The organism is Kitasatospora sp. YST-16, assembly GCF_026802215.1.
GTDB lineage: Bacteria > Actinomycetota > Actinomycetes > Streptomycetales > Streptomycetaceae > Kitasatospora > Kitasatospora cineracea.
The window spans coordinates 2,004,153-2,021,366 of the sequence record NZ_CP113837.1 but is presented as its reverse complement, the minus strand read 5'-3'; the positions used below and the strand labels follow the sequence as shown (position 1 = coordinate 2,021,366).

The following is a 17,214-nucleotide window of genomic DNA, read 5'->3' as shown; positions in this document are numbered from 1 at the left end:
GGAGGGCGGGAGCGGACCGCTCCCCGCTCCCCGCTCCCGGTGCTGCGACTAACCGCAGCAGCCGCCACCGCAGCAACCGCCGCCACCGCCACCGCTGGGCGCCGGGGCCGAGGCGGCCGCGCCGGTGACGGCGACGGTGGAGAGCAGCTTGACGGTGTCGGGGTGGCCGTCGGGGCAGGTGGCCGGGTCGTTGGCCCGGGCCATCGGGCGGTTGAGCTCGAAGGTGGCGCCGCAGGAGCGGCAGCGGAAGTCGTAGCGAGGCATACCGAGCAGGGTACCCAGGGGGTGGCGCGGGAACGGTTCAGTGGCCGCGGATCATCGAGACCACTTCGGCCGCGGTCTCCCGGACGGCGGCCAGCTCGGTCAGGAAACGCCAGTAGTCCGGGTGCCGGCCGGCCTCCTCCAGGGCGGCGACGGCCCGGTCGAGGCGGCCCACCGCGGCGTCCAGCGGCCCGGCGTGCCGCGGATCGGGAGCCTGCCGGCCGGCCATGGCGAGGCGCTGGGCGTCGCGCAGGGCGAACCGGGTGCGCTCGATCTCGCGCTGCGGGTCGTGCTGGACCTCGTTCAGCTGCTGCAGCCGGTCGTTGACCGCGTCGACCGAGCCCCCGGCGGTGTCGAGCAGCGCGCGCACGGTGCCGATCGCGGCCGTCGCCTCCGCCCAGCGCTGCTCGTCGCGGGCCCGGCCGGCCTCGGCCAGCCTGGTGCGGGCGGTGCGGACGGCGTCGGCGGTCTGCGCGGGCACCTGCTGGAGGTCCTGCCAGCAGGCCGTCGAGAACCGGCGGCGCAGCTCGCTGAGCGCCGGGTCGACGGTGTGGGCCCGGTTCTCCAGGGCGTCGATGCGGGTGCGCAGCGAGGCCACCCGGCGGTCGATCTCGGCGGCCCGCTCCGGGAGTTGCGCCGCCTCGGTGCGGACGGCCTCGGCCCGCCGGGCGACGTCCTCGGCCCGCTGCAGGGTGGCCGGGACGCCGTGCTGGGAGACGCCCTGGTTGAGCCTGGTCAGCTCGGGCGCGAGCTCGGCCAGCCGGGTCGCCAGGTCGTCCGCGCGCAGGCCCGCGCCGCGGACCTGCTCCAGGGCGGTGGTCGCGGCGAGCAGCGCCTGCTTGGCCCGTTCGACCGCGGGCGTGACCCGGATCAGCTGGGCCTCGGCGTGGTCGACGATCGGCTGCAGGCGGCTGAGGAAGGTGCCCAGCTCGGTGCGCTTGGCGTCCAGCTCGCGCTTGGCCTGTTCGAGCTGCTGCTTGGCCCGGGCGACCGCGCCCGGGTCGGCCTCCGCGGACTCCAGGTCGACGGCGTCCAGCGCGCCCAGGTAGGCGACGGTGACCTGGTCGATCCGGGCGGTCAGGTCGGCGAACTCCTGCTCCACCCGGCGGGCGGTGGCGGGCTCGCCCGCCGACTTCACGGTCTCCACCGCGAGCAGCGCGTCCCGCTGGGCCGAGTCCAGCTCGTAGAACGACTCCTGGGCGGCCTCCCGGGCCGCCCTGGCGTCCGCGCGCACGCCGTCCCGACGGCCGCCGCCCCACCAGCCGCCCCGACCCCCGCCACCGCCGCCGGCCACCCTCACCACGTGCTCCCTGCTCCGTATCCGTCCCGCCGCTTCCCCGCCATTCTTGCCGATCACCCGCCCCGCCCGGCACCCCCCGTCCCCGCCCCCTTCCGAAGGGGTGCGGCGAACCACTCCCGGGACCAGGTAGTCTGTCCACTCGTCGTGTGACCGGCCGCGCCGGTGCACTTCGGCGAGGGCGCATAGCTCAGCGGTAGAGCGCCGCCCTTACAAGGCGGATGTCGGCGGTTCGAAACCGTCTGCGCCCACAGTGTGTGAGCTGGAGCAGAGCCCCGGACCGACCTCGGCCCGGGGCTTTTGACATCAGAAACCGACATTCACCTGGCTGTGGCCGAGGATCTCCATCACCACACGGGGTGAGTCTCTGCAGACCACCGGCAGGGGTCCGTGCCGTGGAGTGCGGCGTGCATCTGGATGGCCGCACTTTTGCCTCCGCCGCGATCCGGTGGAACGACCGGTAGACGTGCGTAGGTTCCACTGTCCGACCGGTCCCGGTGGTGAAGATGCGCCTGGTCTCCGTCCAACCGTCGTTGCCCGCCTGGCTGGCCTCGGCCTCTCGGAGCCGGTGCTGCCACAGGGCCATGAGGGCGCTCCGGGGGAGCGGCATCGAGGAGCGATCCTGGCAAGGGGCCTGGCGGCCGAGCAGATCGTAGAACGGCTGGGAGTCAGCGTACGCACGGTCGAGCGGTGGGGCGAGGCCAAGGAGCAGCGCCGGCTGTACTGATGCTTCCAGTACGTCCTGGCCAACCTGCTGCAATGTGACTGTCGGGACCTCCAGTCGGACAAGCAGACCACCAGCCAGACGGCCGAGGCCGGCCGCGCCGAGTTGACTCGGCTCTACCCACACCGCGCCGTAGTGCCCAAGGAGTTGCGGACCTCGCTCTACTCGGGCGCCACCCGGCACTTCGACCTGGTCGTCTACGCGGGCTTCTGGCTCTCAGAGGGCGTTGCGTCCTGTTGTTTAGTCCCGGATTGTCGAGCTGATGGTGGTTCATGTGCCGCGCCATGTCGGGGTGCTCTCGTCGGTGAGTCTGCGGGTCATGAGGTTGATCATCGCGACGTAGATCATGGCTTCGGAGCGGTGCGCGTGTGCTTCGTAGTCGCGGGCCGGGGGGCGGAGGTTCATGAGCTGGCCGAGCGTTCTCTTGACGGTCCACCGCCGCGGCAGGACAGCGAAGCCCCTGGTGGCGGGGGCGCGGCGGACGATGTGCATGTCGATGCCCAGGGTGGCGGCGTGTTCGACGAGGTGCTGGCGGTAGCCGCCGTCGACCCAGGTCTTTCGGGCCGCGGGATGCTCTGAGGCGACTCGTTCGATTCGGCCAGATTGCGGGCAAGCGAGGATCCTGCCCGACTCGCGGGTCAGCTTACGGCCCACCGATCATGCTCGGACCCAGACCAGACAGGACATCGGCCAAAACCGCTCCACCGCCCGCAAGATATCCGGATGGCCGAAATCACTACTCCGGAAGGTCAAACAATCTTGGCTCATCATTTTGCGTACGAGTCCGCTTGGGGCGCTTCTTAGGATCCAATTCTTCGATGGGGCCAATAATCCTGAGAACGGTTGCATTGTAGAGCCAGCTAAGATTGCCCTCCTTCTCTAGGGTGCCGCTGACCTGGATCCCAAGATCCTCCTCGTGGGCACGGATAGCAGCGTGGTAATCCTCTTCGTCGGCCAGCCGAACGCGCACCTTTCGGGGAGCCCCAGAGCCGATGGACTCTACTCCAAAAACCCCTGGGCTCCCCGCTTGCTTCTTGGCCAGTAGATGCACCCGGCCAATGACAGTCACATATTCTGGGCCATCATCCTCTGCAAGTTGCTGCGCGGCCTTGGTTAGCACCTCAGCGTCAGATCCCTGCAGTTCATACCTAATCGAAGCGGATCCATCAAATGGAACGGCTGAATCCCAGTCAACAGTGATGTCCGCACCGTCCGACATAGAAGCCATCCCTAGGAGGGCGTTCGTCATCTCGTAAGAGACGCCGTTCTGGACGCCCTCAAGGAACCCGGACAGAGTACCCGTACTCTTGAAATGATCGACAGCTTCAAGCGTTGCCTCGACGGCCTTGACGACGGCCTCACTTACGGCGCGGGATGAAACCGCACCAAAGCCTTCTAGAGCTGGCTCGGGTTCGGACTTCAAGGGAACGTATCCTGCAGGCGAAACGAAAGCCGTGACGATGTAGCTACCGGGAGCCGTCTGCCCCATCAAAACTTGATCAAGATACCGGCTTGCAAATCGGCCGTGCCGATTGACAAAGTGCCTCTCCGGCCCCATGTAGTACTTAGCGCCCGCAATCATGGCTCGACGTGCCGACTCGATCAAACGTTCACCACTTCGCCAGTCGATGAGCCCGCTGGGGGCGGCACTTTCACGGCAAAAACGGAATTCATCAGAGCTGTTTATAGCAAGCCTGGGAAAGATTGTGCGAATCCAGAAGTCATGATTCTGTGCAATCTGATTTAGTGCCACCTCCATTATCTCTCGATAGTCAGGATCTTCCTGATCCAGCGGGAGAAGGAGGCCGGCGGAACGAGACGGGAGAGAATTCTCCCCAGGAGGTGCCAGTCGTAGATAAACCCCCCTGCGCCCGCCGGCGAGCTTCCACCCTGATTCCTCCAGCAGGACGGCGAGTTTTTCTGGGTTGACTCGATCCGCCAAAGCGGATGCGGACGGCTCAGCCATGAAGCGAATCACCCCTATCCACTCGATCCATAAGCTTAATCAGGGTTTGTGCGTCAAATACATCACTGGTTGAAATTTTGACGCTGGGCTTCTGGATGCTTGCGTCGGCGTGCATGCCTTCCAAGTGTTTCCAGTAGCAGGCGCGCCTAGTCAGTAGGCCACCGTGCGTGACCTCCGTCCAGTCGGCCTGAATAGGCGGTGTGGTCATAACGATCAGCACCGACTTGAAGTTACGGCGAGGCTTGGCTAGATGGTCGAAGTACTGGCGCTTCGTGAACTGGTAGCTGAACGTATCCTTCGCCGGATCCGGGTTGATCTGAGTAGTGCACTTGAGCTGGGCAAGGAGCATCACCTCCTCTTCAAGAGGAGTGGCTGGCGGCCTAATAAAGGTCACATCCATGCCCCAGAGATCGGTGTCGACACGCTCGACTGTGCACCCGGCGGTAGCAGCCACGCTGGTCACATACCCGAGCTGCAGCAGCTCCATCATGTCCGTGACCGTTTTGGGGTCTACAGCCTGAATGTGGCTTTGGCGTGGCCTGCTCGTGTCACTTGCCTCGCTCGCCGCCACCATAGGCACACCTCCCAACAGGAAGCGTAGGTTACCGGGGGCGACCGGTACATGTGTTCTCTGTTTTCCGCCATGGATCGAACACTAGTGCTGGGCCGTGACAGTGGCCAGGCTTGGATATGTCCGAGGGGCCGGATCCGTTGGACTACCGCCCCACGCCATGATCAGGAGCAGTGACGGACCAACTGCCACTGCCTGGGCCTGCGGGTTGGGAGCGACGACGTGGTGTTGAGTGTCTAACTGCGCTACAACAGGCTCACACTTCGGCAGACAAGCACGGACGTTCGGGGACTGTGTGCGCAGGTCAGCGATGATGTAGTCCCAGGACAGGCCGATAACCAGGTTGCTTCGGGACGAAGAGGCCACCTGTTGTGACAGCCCGAGGGCCTGCACTGCTGCACGCAGTCCGGGCCCTCGACCGTTCCACGCGACTGAGACCACAGGAAGCCGACCGTCTGACATCAGAGCCCGACATCAACAGCAACAGACGGCAGCAGTCCAACGAGTACGTGAATGCCACAGCACCCCGCCCCCGGAGTGCATCCGTACTCGTCGGGAGGTGGCCCGGTCGAACTTGCAAGGCGGATGTCGGCGGTTCGAAACCGTCTGCGCCCACCTCGCACAGCAGTAGGACAGCCAAAGGCCCAGGTCGGAGCAGGAATCCGACCCGGGCCGTTCGCTTTTTCCGGGCGGGGTCGCCCGGGGCGTTGCGGGGGCGGGTGCCGAGCCGGTTGCATGGCGGGATGGCAGAGGACGCGGGGGCCGGGCGGCCGGTGGTGTACCTGTTCGGGTCGGCGGCGGGGGTGGTGACCGGGATCGAGGGGGCGGTGCGGGCGGGCCTGGAGCGGGGGTGGGACGTGGCGCTCGGGTTGACCCCGACGGCGCGGGAGTGGCTGGCGGGGCGGGTGCCGGAGCTGGAGGGGCTGACCGGGCACCCGGTGAAGTCCGCGTACCGCAGGCCGGGGCAGCCGGACGTGCTGCCGCCCGCCGACGCGGTGCTGTTCGCGCCGGCCACCTTCCACTCGGTCAACAGCCTGGCGCTGGGCCTGACCTCCTCCTGGGTGGTCGGCTACGCGGCGGAGGCGGCGGGCAAGGGCGTCCCGGTGCTGCTGATGCCCTGCGTCAACACCGCGCTGGCCGCCCACCCGCAGTTCCCGCGCAGCGTGGCGGCGCTGCGCGAGGCGGGTGTGCAGGTGCTGCTGGGCGAGGGCGGCTTCGTCCCGAACGAGCCCGGCGCGGCCGCCCCGTACCCGTGGGACGCGGCCCTGGACGCGGTGGCCCGGGCGCTGGCGGAGCGGGCCGCCCGGGGGAACGGTGCTGCGGGCGGGGCCTAGCCGGGGCGGCTGCCCGGGGTGACGAGTCCGGTCTCGTAGGCCACGACGACGGCCTGGGCGCGGTCCCGCAGGCCGAGCTTGGCGAAGATCCGGGCCACGTGGGTCTTCACCGTGGCCTCGCTGAGGGTCAGTGCGCCGGCCAGTTCGGTGTTGGACAGGCCGCGTCCGAGCAGGGCCAGCACCTCCAGTTCGCGCGGGGTGAGCGCGTGCAGGCGGCGGGGGGCGGCCGGGGTGCCGGGGGGACGGGCCGGGTCCGGGTCGCCGGTGGAGGTGGAGGTGGAGGTGGAGGTTGCGGTGGCGAAGCGTTCGACCAGTCGCCGGGTGATCGAGGGCGCGAGCAGGGCGTCCCCGGTGTCGACCAGCCGGACGGCGGCGGCCAGGTGGGCGGCGGTGACGTCCTTCAGCAGGAAGCCGCTGGCGCCGAGGGAGAGCGCGGCGTAGACGTAGCGGTCGAGGTCGAAGGTGGTCAGCATGAGCACCCGGCAGTGCGGGTCCTGCGCCAGGATGCGGCGGGCCGCCTCCAGGCCGTCGAGGTTCGGCATCCGGATGTCCATCAGGACGACGTCGGGCCGCAGTTCGCGGGCGGCCGTCACCGCCTCCACGCCGTCGGCGGCCTCGCCGACCACGTCGATGCCGCGCGCGGTCAGGATCATCCGGAAGCCGGTGCGGATCAGCTCCTGGTCGTCGGCGATCAGCACCCGGGGCGAGGGCGCGGACGAAGGCGAGGGCGCGGCCGGGCCGGGTGCCGCGGCGTCGGCGGTCACGGCCGCTCCAGGGGAGGCGGGCGCGGACCCGGTAGCCGCCGCCGAGGCGCCGGCGGGCGTCCAGCTCGCCGCCGTAGACCGCGACCCGCTCCCGCAGCCCCAGCAGCCCGTGCCCGGCACCGTCCTGCCGCCCGGCCCCGTCCTGCGGCTTGCCGGCGCCCGGCGGACGCCCGGCCGGCTGACCGCCGGAGCGGACGCCCGGCCGGTCGCCGGGCCGGTCGCCGGAGAGGACGCTGGGTCCGCTGTTCAGCACCTCGACCCGCAGGGCGTGCTCGGCGTAGCGGACGGTGACCTCGACGGGGCGGCCGTCGCCGTACTTGAGGGCGTTGGTCAGGGCCTCCTGCACGATCCGGTAGGCGGTGGTGTCGATCCCGGCCGGCAGCGGTCGCGGCTCGCCGGAGATCCGCACCTCGACCGGCAGTCCGGCGAAGGAGAAGCGGTCGACCAGGGCGCCGAGCCGGTTCAGGCCGGGCTGCGGGGAGAGCCGGGCCTCCGCACCGTCCTCCTCGCCGTCCTGGGAGGGGGCCAGCAGGCCGAGCAGGTGGCGCAGTTCGGTCATGGCGTCCCGCCCGGCGCGTTCGACGGCCGCCATGGCCGTCGCGGCCTGTTCCGGCATGGTGGCCAGCACCTCGCGGGCGGCGGTGGTCTGCACCACCATCAGGCTCACGTTGTGGCTGACGATGTCGTGCAACTCCCGTGCGATCCTCGCCCGTTCGGCGTCGATGGCGGCCTCGGCGGCGCTCTCCCGCTCGCGTTCGAGCAGCCAGCCGCGGTCGTCGAGCGCCTTGCGGTGGCGCCGCCGCTCCCGGGCCAGTGCCGCGGCGAGCCACCCCGCCGCCGCGCCGGTCGCCGCCAGCGCGGCGAGCAGTCGTTCCGTCTCGGATCCCCACACGGGGACCCACCTTGGCAGGCCGCGCCGGGCTCCGCATCATCCGCCGGGAGCAGCCCGTACATCTCCGGGATGACCCGGGCCGGCGGTTACATCCGCAGGCCGACGACCGGCGGGTGCGGCCGCCCGTAGCTTTCCTGCCATGGACACGGACGACGGCACCGGCAAGGTGGTCTTACGCCTCGACGGCGTGCGCAAGGAGTACGGGGACGCGGTCGCGCTCGACGGCGTCTCGCTGGAAATCAGGGCGGGGGAGGCGGTGGCGGTGATGGGACCGTCGGGCTGCGGGAAGTCGACGCTGCTCAGCATGGTGGCGGGCCTGGACCGGCCGACCGCGGGGTCGGTCGTGGTGCACGGGGAGGACCTCGGGGAGCTGGACGAGACCGGTCTGGCGCTGTACCGGCGCCGGCGGATCGGCATGGTCTTCCAGTTCTTCCACCTGATCGACGACCTGTCGGCGCTGGACAACGTCGCGCTGGCGGCCCAGCTGACCGGGACGTCGGCCCGGGCGGCGCGCCTGCGGGCGCTCGAACTCCTCGACGAGCTGGGGATCGCCGACCGGCGCAACGCCTACCCGGCGGTGCTCAGCGGCGGCGAGCGGCAACGGGTCGCCGTGGCGCGTGCCCTGATGAACCGTCCGGCGGTGCTGCTGGCCGACGAGCCGACCGGCGCGCTGGACAGCCGCTCCGGCGAGCAGGTGATGGACCTGCTGATCGACCTCAACCAGATCGGCCAGACGCTGCTGATGGTCACCCACGACCCGCGCCTGGCCACCCGCTGCGCCAGCCGGCTGATCGAGTTCGCCGACGGCAGGGTGGCCCGCGAGAGCACCCTGGAGCGGTCGGCATGAGCGCGGTCTGGTCGGCCTCGCGGGCCGCGGTGAAGCGCCGGCGGCTGCAGACGACGATCATCGGCGTCGTCGTCCTGCTCTCCACCGCGACGATCACCATCGCGCTGGCGCTGATGGCGGCGGCCGCCGCCCCCTTCGACGACGCGTTCGCCCGGCAGAGCGGCGCGCACGTGGTGGCGGTCTTCGACGGTTCCGGGGTGACGGACGGGCAGTTGGCGCGGACGGCGGGGAGCCCGGGCGTGCAGGCCGCGGCCGGCCCGTTCGCCGAGGCGGTCGTCAACGTCCCCGAGGGGGTGCGGGGCTTCGTGGCCGGCCCGCTGACGGTGGTGGGCCGGCCCGCGCCGGACGGCCGGGTGGACCGGGTGGACCTGTGGGCCGGCCGCTGGCCCGCGGGGCCGGGCGAGATCGTCCTGAACAGCGGCCCCGCCAACGGCGCCTCGTTCGCCCCGGACCGCACGGTGCCGCTGCCCGACGGGTCGGTGCTCAGGGTGGTCGGCTTCGCCTCCAGCGTGAGCCAGTCGGCCGGCGGGTGGGTGACCCCGGAGCAGGCCGCGGCCCTGCACCCGACGGCCGTCCAGATGCTCTACCGCTTCACCGCCGCCGGGACGGACGCCGAGGTCCGGGCCGGGCTCGCCGCGGTCACCGCCGACCTGCCCGCGGGCGCGCTGACCGGCTCGCAGTCCTACCTGGACCTGCGCCGCAGCGTCGCCACCCGGACCGGCGCCTACGTCCCGTTCCTGATGACCTTCGGCGTCCTCGGGCTGGTGGTGGCGGTCCTGATCGTGGTCAACGTGGTCGGCGGCGCGGTGGTCTCCGGGTTCCGGCACATCGGGGTCCTGAAGGCGGTGGGGTTCACCCCGAACCAGGTGGCCGCGGTCTACGTGCTGATGGTCTCGGTGCCCGCGGTGCTGGGCTGCCTGCTGGGCACCCTCCTCGGCGACCTGCTGGCCGGGCCGCTGCTGGCCGGGGCGTTCCAGGGGCTCGGGATCCGCGGTACCGGCGTCGACCACCGGGTGGACGCCGTGGCGCTGCTGGGCATGCCGCTGGTGGTGGCGCTCGCCGCGCTGGGCCCGGCGCTGCGGGCGCACCGGCTCTCGGCGGCCGAGGCGATCAGCGCGGGCAGCGCCCCGCGGGCCGGGCGGGCGCTGGGCGTCCAACGCCGGCTCGGGTCGCTGCGGCTGCCGCGCGCGGTCAGCCTGGGGCTGGGCCAGCCCTTCGCCCGTCCGGCCCGTACCGCGCTGACCACGGCGGCGATCGTCCTCGGCGTCACCGCGGTGACCCTGGCGAGCGGTCTGACCGGCACCATGACCGCCTACTCGGACGCGGAGGAGCACAACGGCACCTACCAGGTCGAGGTCTCCGTCGACCGGCCCGACCGGCCGGGCGGGGCCGTCCCGGCGCTGGGCGACGGCGCCGCGGAATCGCTGCTGCGCTCGCTGGGCGCGGTGCAGGTCACCGCCGTCGGGTGGCAGAACGTCAAGCTCGCCGGCTCCGCGCAGAGCCTCAGCGGCCAGTTCCTCCGCGGGGACTCCGCGAGCCTGCACTACGCGGTGGTCAAGGGGCACTGGCTGGACGGCCCGGGGCAGGTCGTGGTCTCGGGGGGCTTCCTGCGCCAGCGCGGCCTGGCGGTCGGCGACCCGGTGCACCTGGACCTGGGGGAGCGGCGGACCACGGTGACGATCGTCGGGCAGCTGATGTCCTACGACCCCGACGGGGTGCTGTCCAACTGGGAGACCTTGCAGCGGCTCGCCCCGGAGCAGCGGGCCGGGGACTACCTGGTGCAGCTCGCCCCGGGGGCCGACGCCGGCGCCTTCGCGGCGGCCTTCCGGACGGCGGCCGGGCCCGGGTTCCGGGCCCAGGAGCACCCGGACGAGCTGAACCAGGGGACCTTGACGGTCGTCGGCTTCGCGTCGCTCTTCACCGCGATGCTGGCCGTGGTCGCCGCGCTCGGGGTCTTCAACACGGTGGTCCTCACCACCCTCGAACGCCGCCGCAGCCTGGGCATGCTCAAGTCGATCGGGATGACGCCCCGGCAGGTCACGGTGATGACGGTGACCTCGATGGCGGCGCTGGGGGCGGTCGGCGGCGCGATCGGCCTCCCGCTCGGGATCCTCGCCCACCGCCTGGTGGTGCCGGCGGCCGGGCGCGCGGCGCGGATCGACTTCCCGGCGTCGATGCTGCACGTCTGGCACGCGCCGCTGCTCGTCCTGCTGCCCTTCTCGGGCCTGCTGATCGCGGTGCTCGGCGCGTACGTCCCGGCGCGGTCCGCGGCCCGGCTGACCATCGCGCAGGTGCTCCGCTACGAGTGAACCGGCGCGGCCCCGGCCGGAGTCGACGCCGCGTCAGAGCAGCTTGCGCGGGGCGACGGCCGGGGCGGGGTCGCCGGGGCGGCGGTGGGGGTGGAGCAGGGCGGCCGCGGTGCGGAGCCTGGCGGCGGCGCGGGCGGGCAGGACCAGGGTGCAGAGGTGGCCCTCGCCGCGGGGGCCCTCGACCAGCCAGGAGGTCCAGGGGAGTTGGAGGGTGGCGGCGGGGCTGAAGGCGACCGGGCGGTGGCCGGCCAGCGGGAGGTCCTGGAGGCCGAGGCGGCACCAGCTGGAGACGGTGAGGGTGCGGCGGGCGGGGTCGAACCCGGCCGGGACGCAGTCGGCGACGCGGTCGCGGCCGATCTCTTCGAGGAAGCGCAGGTTGCTCCGGACGCCGAGGTGCTTGTCGGTGAACTCCTCGACGGCGGTGCGCAGTTCGGCGGCGTACCGGGCGGGGGCGGTGCCGGGGCGGTAGGGCAGCCGGATCTCGCCGAGCAGGTTGCCGAGGGTGCCGTCGGGCAGGCCGAGGACGCGGCGGAGGTTGACCGGCACGGTGAGGGTCTGCTCCTCGTCGCCCGCGCCGTCCACCTCGCGCAGCACGTGCAGCAGGTGGGCGCAGAGCGCGTCGTTGGCGGACAGGCGGCGGCCGGCCTCGGCGCTGTGGGCGGCGCGCAGCCGCTCGGTCTCGGCGGGGGAGAACCAGATCTGGACGGTGCGGTTGGCGAGGGCGGCCCCGGCGACGGCCCGGCGCAGTTCGGCGGCCTCGGCGGCGTCGGGCAGCCGCAGGCCGGGGGTGCCGCAGTCCTCGGCGGGCAGGTGGGCGTCGAGCTGGAGGTCGCGGTCGGGGGCGCGGTGGGCCTCGGGGAGGGCGGTGCCCTCGGTGCAGGCGGACCAGGTGCGCAGCAGCAGGGCGAAGGTCTGCATGTCGCCGACGGCGTGGTGCCAGGAGACGCCGAGCGCGCAGGTGCCGTCGGTGAGCCGGTTGAGCCGGACGGTGAGCAGCGGCAGCGGTTCCCGGCGGGCCTCGGTGGCGCGGACGTGGTCGACCAGGCCGCCGGCGGGCAGCGCCATCCGGTCGAGCGCCTCGGTGAGGGTGTGGGGGGCGTCGGCGACGGTGAAGGGGACGCCGGAGTCGTCGGTGTCGATCCAGAGGCCGCCGTCGGCGCCGGTGCGCAGGCGGCCGGCGAACTCGGGCAGGTGGCCGAGGGCGCGGGCGAGGCCGTCGGCGAGGACGTCGGGGTCGAGCGGGCGGTCGTGGAAGAGGACGACCGAGACCGGCAGGTCGGCGAGCAGCAGGTCGCCGACGGAGCACCGGACCGGCCCGGGGCCGGGGCGGCCGGCCCGGACGGTGCGGACCTCGGTGTCGGACGTCAGCGTGCCGGTCATCCCGGTTCCCTCCCCTGATCCCTGAAATGACGGGGGAACGATAGGGGCCCGCGGGCGGGGACACCAGAGGTGTCCGAACGAACGGTTCCGGTCCGGACCGGTATGTGGTGTTTCTCATACTCATGCCCGAAAAGGCGGAAACGGGGTGTGGTGCGGTTTTCGTCCCCGGTCGAGCGGCGGCCCGGAAGGAGGAAACAAAGGCTGTTGACGCCAAAAGACCATGAAATCAACGGAAGATCACCCTACCATTCGAGTGAAGCGAAGGTGATCGACCGGCTTCTGCCTCGGCCTGCTGCGGAAACAGTGGGGGTTACGGTTCCGGCATGGTTCAGCTCCACAACCGCCCGGGCGTCGACGAAGCCCCCGGTGCCCAAGCCCCGGGCGGCGTCCGCTCCAAGGGCCTCGACAGCGACTCGGTGGGCCTGCTCGGCAACGCGGTGATCGGCGTGTCCACCGTCGCCCCGGTGTACTGCCTGACCACCACCCTGGGCACCACGGTGGCCGCCGTCGGCCTGCAGATGCCGGCCCTGTTCCTGGCCGGCTTCCTGCCGATGATGCTGGTGGCCTTCGCCTACCGGGAGCTGAACAAGGCGATCCCGGACAGCGGCACCTCGTTCACCTGGACGGTCAAGGCGTTCGGCCCCAAGGTCGGCTGGATGTGCGGCTGGGGCCTGGTGATCGCCACCATCATCGTGCTGTCCAACCTGGCGGGCGTCGCCACCGAGTACCTGTACCTGCTGCTCGGCGAGATCACCCGCAGCGACTCGGTCGCCGCGCTGAACGGCAACAAGCTGGTCCACGTGGCCACCTGCCTGGCGCTGATCGCGGTGGCCACCATGATCAGCTACCGCGGCATGACCGCCACCAAGGGCGTCCAGTACGCCCTGGTCGGGCTGCAGTTGGCGGTCCTCGGGCTGTTCGGCGTGATGGCGATCGCCAAGGCCGCCGGCCACGGCGCGGCCGGTTCGCTGCACTTCTCCTGGAGCTGGCTCGACCCGTTCCGGGCCAGTTCGTTCAGCTCGTTCGTGGCGGGCCTGTCGCTCTCGCTGTTCATGTACTGGGGCTGGGACGCCTGCCTGAGCGCCAACGAGGAGACCGGCGGCAGCGAGAAGACCCCCGGCCGGGCCGCGATGCTGGCGATGGCGGTGCTGGTCGGCTCCTACCTGTTCACCGCCGTCGCGGTGCAGATGTACGCGGGCATCGGCACCACCGGCACCGGCCTGGGCAACCCGGAGACCTCCTCCAACGTGCTGGCCGTGCTGGCCGGCCCGGTGATGGGCACCGGCCTGGGCGTGCTGCTGTTCGTCGCGGTGCTGGCCTCCGCCTCCGCGAGCCTGCAGACCACCTTCATCCCGGTCAGCCGCACCGTGCTGGCGATGAGCGTGTACGAGGCGCTGCCCGCCTCCTTCACCACCGTCAACGAGCGCTACCGGACCCCGGGCCGGGCGATCGTCACCGCGGGCGTCGGCACCGGCGCGTTCTACACCGTGATGACCCTGGTCAGTTCGCACGTGCTGGCCGACACCATCGCCGCGCTGACGCTGATGATCTGCTTCTACTACTCGCTGACCGCGTTCGCCTGCGCCTGGTACTTCCGCCGCGACCTGCGCAACTCGGTCCGCGACGCGCTGCTCAAGTGCGTCTTCCCGCTGATCGGCGGGCTCACCCTGGCCGCGATCTTCGCCAAGTCACTGGTCGACATGGCCGACCCCGCCTACGGCAGCGGCAGTTCGGTGTTCGGCGTCGGCTCGGTCTTCGTGGTCGGGGCCGGGCTGCTGGCGCTGGGCCTGCTGGTGATGGCCGTGATGACGCGCCGCAGCCCGGCGTTCTTCCGCGGCGAGGTGCTCACCCGGGACACCCCCGCCCTGGTCGTCCCCGACTGAGCCGGGGAGCGCCGAGGGCCCCGAACCACCCGGTGGTTCGGGGCCCTTCGGCGTCGCGGGGCGGGTCAGTACGCGACGGTGAAGCGCTCGCCGAGGTGCGCGGGGTCCTCGACCTCGTCCAGCAGCGCCACCGCGTAGTCCTCGGTGGAGATCCGGCTCTCGCCGTCCGCGCCGATCAGCAGGTCCTCCAGGCCCGTGCGGTAGGCGTCGGTGCGCTCGCCGGGGGCGATGGTGCCGGCCGGGGAGAGGTTGGTCCAGCGCAGGTCGCTGACGGTGCGCAGGAAGTCCAGCGCGTCGCCGTGCGCGTGCATGATCTGCAGCAGGAACTCCGGCAGGCCGGGGGTGTCCCAGACCTGCTTGCCGTCGGGGGTGCGCAGCGAGCCCGCGCCGCCCACCGTGACCAGCCGCGGCGCGTCGGTGCCGAGCGTGCGCAGCCCCGTCACCAGCGACTCGAAGGACGGCTTGATCAGCGCCTGGTGGCCCGGCCCGTCGCCGCCGCCGACCGCGCTGACCACCACGTCGGCGCCCTTGGCGTGCTCGGCCACCGAGGCCGGGTCCAGCACGTCGCCGACCGCGACGGTCAGCGCGGGGTGGACGGTCGTCAGCTTGGCGGGGTCGCGGACCACGGCGGTCACGGTGTGGCCGCGGCGCAGCGCCTCGTCCAGCACGCGGGAGCCGATGGTGCCGGTGGCGCCGTACAGGGTGATGGTGCTCATCGTGTGGGTCTCCTCTGGTGGGTCCGCCGATTGGCGTTTTCCGTCGACACCACGACCGTACGGGCGGGCCGGGCAGGTGGGCGAGGTGCCGGGCCGACAGGGGCTGGTGAAAAACGGACAGCCGTCGGGCGCGGGGGAGCGGGGCGGGCGGGCGGCTCTGCAACGTTTTGTTGAAACCTACCTTGACGGCCCCGGCGCGGCCGTCTTAGCTTGCTTTCGCATTCCAAAACTATTCTTCCGTATCGCGGAAGAAGCGTCGACGGCAGGAGTAGCCGATGCCCCGCATGACAGCCGCCCGCGCGGCCGTGGAGATCCTCAAGCTCGAAGGCGTCGAGGTGGCGTTCGGCGTGCCCGGCGCCGCGATCAACCCCTTCTACGCCGCGCTCAAGGCCTCCGGAGGCATCCGGCACACCCTGGCCCGGCACGTCGAGGGCGCCTCCCACATGGCCGAGGGCTACACCCGGGCGAAGGTGGGCAACATCGGTGTCTGCATCGGGACGTCGGGCCCGGCCGGCACCGACATGATCACCGGCCTGTACTCGGCCACCGCCGACTCGATCCCGATCCTGTGCATCACCGGCCAGGCCCCGGTCGCCCGGCTGCACAAGGAGGACTTCCAGGCCGTCGACATCGCCTCGATCGCCAAGCCGGTCACCAAGGCCGCCACCACCGTGCTGGAGGCCGCGCAGGTCCCCGGCGTGTTCCAGCAGGCGTTCCACCTGATGCGCTCCGGCCGGCCCGGCCCGGTGCTGATCGACCTGCCGATCGACGTCCAGCTGACCGAGATCGAGTTCGACCCCGAGGCGTACCAGCCGCTCCCGGTGCACAAGCCGGCCGCCAACCGGATCCAGGTCGAGAAGGCGATCGCCCTGCTCCAGGAGTCCGAGCGGCCGCTGATCGTGGCCGGCGGCGGCGTCATCAACGCCGACGCCGCCGAACTGCTGCTGGAGTTCGCCGAGTTGACCGGCGTCCCGGTCGTCCCGACGCTGATGGGCTGGGGCATCGTCCCGGACGACCACGAGCTGAACGCGGGCATGGTCGGCCTGCAGACCTCGCACCGCTACGGCAACGAGAACTTCCTCGCCTCCGACTTCGTGCTCGGCATCGGCAACCGCTGGGCCAACCGCCACACCGGCGGCCTGGACGTCTACACCGCGGGCCGGAAGTTCGTCCACATCGACGTCGAGCCCACCCAGATCGGCAAGATCTTCGCCCCGGACCTGGGCATCGCCTCGGACGCGAAGGCCGCGCTGGTGCTGCTGATCGAGGTGGCCCGCGAACTGGCCGCCGCCGGGCGGCTGAAGGACCGCCGGGAGTGGGCCGCCGGTACCCAGGCGCGCCGGGCCGAACTGCAGCGCAAGACCCACTTCGACGACGTGCCGCTCAAGCCGCAGCGGGTCTACGAGGAGATGAACCGCGCCTTCGGCCCGGAGACCCGGTACGTCACCACCATCGGCCTCTCGCAGATCGCCGGCGCGCAGCTGCTGCACGTCTACAAGCCGCGGCACTGGATCAACTGCGGCCAGGCCGGCCCGCTCGGCTGGACCATCCCGGCCGCGCTCGGCGTCGCCGCCGCCGACCCGGAGGGGCAGGTGGTCGCGCTCTCCGGCGACTACGACTTCCAGTTCATGATCGAGGAGCTGGCGGTCGGCGCCCAGCACCGCATCCCGTACGTGCACGTGCTGGTCAACAACGCCTACCTGGGGCTGATCCGGCAGGCGCAGCGCAACTTCGACATCGACTTCCAGGTCAAGCTGGAGTTCGAGAACATCAACGCCCCCGAGCTGGGCGTCTACGGCGTGGACCACGTCCGGGTGGTCGAGGGCCTGGGCTGCAAGGCGATCCGGGTCACCCGGCCCGAGGAGCTGCTGCCCGCGTTCGAGGAGGCGAAGAAGCTGGCGGCGGAGTTCCGCGTCCCGGTGGTGGTCGAGGCGATCCTGGAGCGGGTCACCAACATCTCGATGGCCGCCGCGGACATCGACAAGGTGATGGAGTGGGAGGAGCTGGCCACCGGTCCGGGCGACGCCCCGACCGCGATCCGCGCCCTCAACGCCTAGAACGCGGGTGCAGGGCCCTGCCGGTGAGCCAGAGCGCGAGCACGAGGACGCTCACCAGCAGGGTCGGGGCGGCGAGGTGGGTGATGGCCCAGGCGGTCAGGGCGAGGGCGATCAGGGCGACGAGCAGCATGGCGACACCTTCCGGTTTCGGTGAACGAGTGTTCGCTGAGTGTCGGTCAGTACTCTAGCGAGGCTGGCCAAATTCGGCAAACG

Annotated in this window: 13 protein-coding genes, 1 tRNA gene and 2 pseudogenes; 6 read left to right on the top strand and 10 right to left on the bottom strand. The window is 71.4% G+C overall.

The annotated features are described in order from the left end of the window. Window positions 1-48 precede the first annotated feature (48 nt). Window positions 49-264 carry an FmdB family zinc ribbon protein gene (locus OU787_RS09175; protein WP_268659058.1) on the bottom strand — a complete coding sequence of 72 codons (216 nt, stop codon included), beginning with the start codon at window positions 262-264 and terminating at the stop codon, window positions 49-51. A 37-nt stretch (window positions 265-301) separates the two neighbouring features. After that, the gene (locus tag OU787_RS09170) at window positions 302-1,555 is read right to left on the bottom strand and encodes a hypothetical protein (protein WP_030458543.1); all 1,254 of its coding nucleotides are present in this window, start codon (window positions 1,553-1,555) and stop codon (window positions 302-304) included. A 182-nt stretch (window positions 1,556-1,737) separates the two neighbouring features. Here OU787_RS09170 and OU787_RS09165 point away from each other — a divergent pair. Beyond that, a tRNA-Val gene (locus OU787_RS09165) sits at window positions 1,738-1,809 on the top strand. Window positions 1,810-2,552: 743 nt separating this feature from the next. On the opposite strand, the pseudogene OU787_RS09160 reads toward OU787_RS09165, so the two are convergent. The 3 genes and pseudogenes from OU787_RS09160 to OU787_RS09150 form a co-directional block, all read right to left on the bottom strand. Next, window positions 2,553-2,876 (bottom strand): annotated as a pseudogene (locus OU787_RS09160) (IS5 family transposase); the annotation flags it as partial. A gap of 142 nt (window positions 2,877-3,018) precedes the next feature. Beyond that, entirely contained in the window at window positions 3,019-4,248 is a 1,230-nt protein-coding gene (locus tag OU787_RS09155) for a hypothetical protein (protein WP_268659057.1), read from the bottom strand. Further along, on the bottom strand, window positions 4,241-4,738 hold the full coding sequence (locus OU787_RS09150) for a DUF4365 domain-containing protein (RefSeq protein WP_268659056.1): 498 nt from the start codon (window positions 4,736-4,738) through the stop codon (window positions 4,241-4,243). The genes OU787_RS09155 and OU787_RS09150 overlap by 8 nt, the downstream gene beginning before the upstream one ends. 824 nt (window positions 4,739-5,562) lie before the next feature. Here OU787_RS09150 and OU787_RS09145 point away from each other — a divergent pair. Beyond that, window positions 5,563-6,153 (top strand): flavoprotein, encoded by a 591-nt coding sequence (locus OU787_RS09145; RefSeq protein ID WP_268659055.1) that lies wholly within the window; start codon window positions 5,563-5,565, stop codon window positions 6,151-6,153. Here OU787_RS09145 and OU787_RS09140 read toward each other — a convergent pair. Together OU787_RS09140 and OU787_RS34540 are read right to left on the bottom strand one after the other, a co-directional pair. Beyond that, window positions 6,150-6,806, bottom strand: coding sequence for a response regulator transcription factor (locus OU787_RS09140; protein WP_268661838.1), 657 nt, complete (start codon window positions 6,804-6,806; stop codon window positions 6,150-6,152). The two genes, OU787_RS09145 and OU787_RS09140, sit on opposite strands and share 4 nt — an antisense overlap. 181 nt (window positions 6,807-6,987) lie before the next feature. Beyond that, window positions 6,988-7,575 (bottom strand): annotated as a pseudogene (locus tag OU787_RS34540) (sensor histidine kinase); the annotation flags it as partial. A gap of 373 nt (window positions 7,576-7,948) precedes the next feature. On the opposite strand from OU787_RS34540, the gene OU787_RS09130 reads away from it, so the two are divergent. Both OU787_RS09130 and OU787_RS09125 read left to right on the top strand, forming a co-directional pair. Continuing rightward, entirely contained in the window at window positions 7,949-8,656 is a 708-nt protein-coding gene (locus OU787_RS09130; protein WP_268659054.1) for an ABC transporter ATP-binding protein, read from the top strand. After that, on the top strand, window positions 8,653-10,965 hold the full coding sequence (locus OU787_RS09125; RefSeq protein ID WP_268659053.1) for an ABC transporter permease: 2,313 nt from the start codon (window positions 8,653-8,655) through the stop codon (window positions 10,963-10,965). The genes OU787_RS09130 and OU787_RS09125 overlap by 4 nt, the downstream gene beginning before the upstream one ends. Window positions 10,966-10,998: 33 nt before the next feature. Here OU787_RS09125 and OU787_RS09120 read toward each other — a convergent pair whose 3' ends face one another. Next, window positions 10,999-12,345 (bottom strand): acyltransferase, encoded by a 1,347-nt coding sequence (locus tag OU787_RS09120; RefSeq protein ID WP_030458537.1) that lies wholly within the window; start codon window positions 12,343-12,345, stop codon window positions 10,999-11,001. A gap of 323 nt (window positions 12,346-12,668) precedes the next feature. Between OU787_RS09120 and OU787_RS09115 the strand changes: the two genes are divergently transcribed. Further along, on the top strand, window positions 12,669-14,228 hold the full coding sequence (locus OU787_RS09115) for an APC family permease (RefSeq protein ID WP_268659052.1): 1,560 nt from the start codon (window positions 12,669-12,671) through the stop codon (window positions 14,226-14,228). A 65-nt stretch (window positions 14,229-14,293) separates the two neighbouring features. On the opposite strand, the gene OU787_RS09110 is transcribed toward OU787_RS09115, so the two are convergent. Beyond that, window positions 14,294-14,944, bottom strand: a complete 651-nt coding sequence (locus tag OU787_RS09110; RefSeq protein ID WP_268659051.1) for an NAD(P)-dependent oxidoreductase — start codon at window positions 14,942-14,944, stop codon at window positions 14,294-14,296. Window positions 14,945-15,219: 275 nt separating this feature from the next. Here OU787_RS09110 and gcl point away from each other — a divergent pair, with 275 nt between their 5' ends. Continuing rightward, complete coding sequence (gcl, locus tag OU787_RS09105; RefSeq protein WP_268659050.1) at window positions 15,220-17,001, top strand: glyoxylate carboligase; 1,782 nt, start codon at window positions 15,220-15,222, stop codon at window positions 16,999-17,001. On the opposite strand, the gene OU787_RS09100 is transcribed toward gcl, so the two are convergent. Further along, window positions 16,991-17,131 carry a hypothetical protein gene (locus OU787_RS09100; protein WP_268659049.1) on the bottom strand — a complete coding sequence of 47 codons (141 nt, stop codon included), beginning with the start codon at window positions 17,129-17,131 and terminating at the stop codon, window positions 16,991-16,993. The two genes, gcl and OU787_RS09100, sit on opposite strands and share 11 nt — an antisense overlap. Window positions 17,132-17,214: the final 83 nt, after the last annotated feature.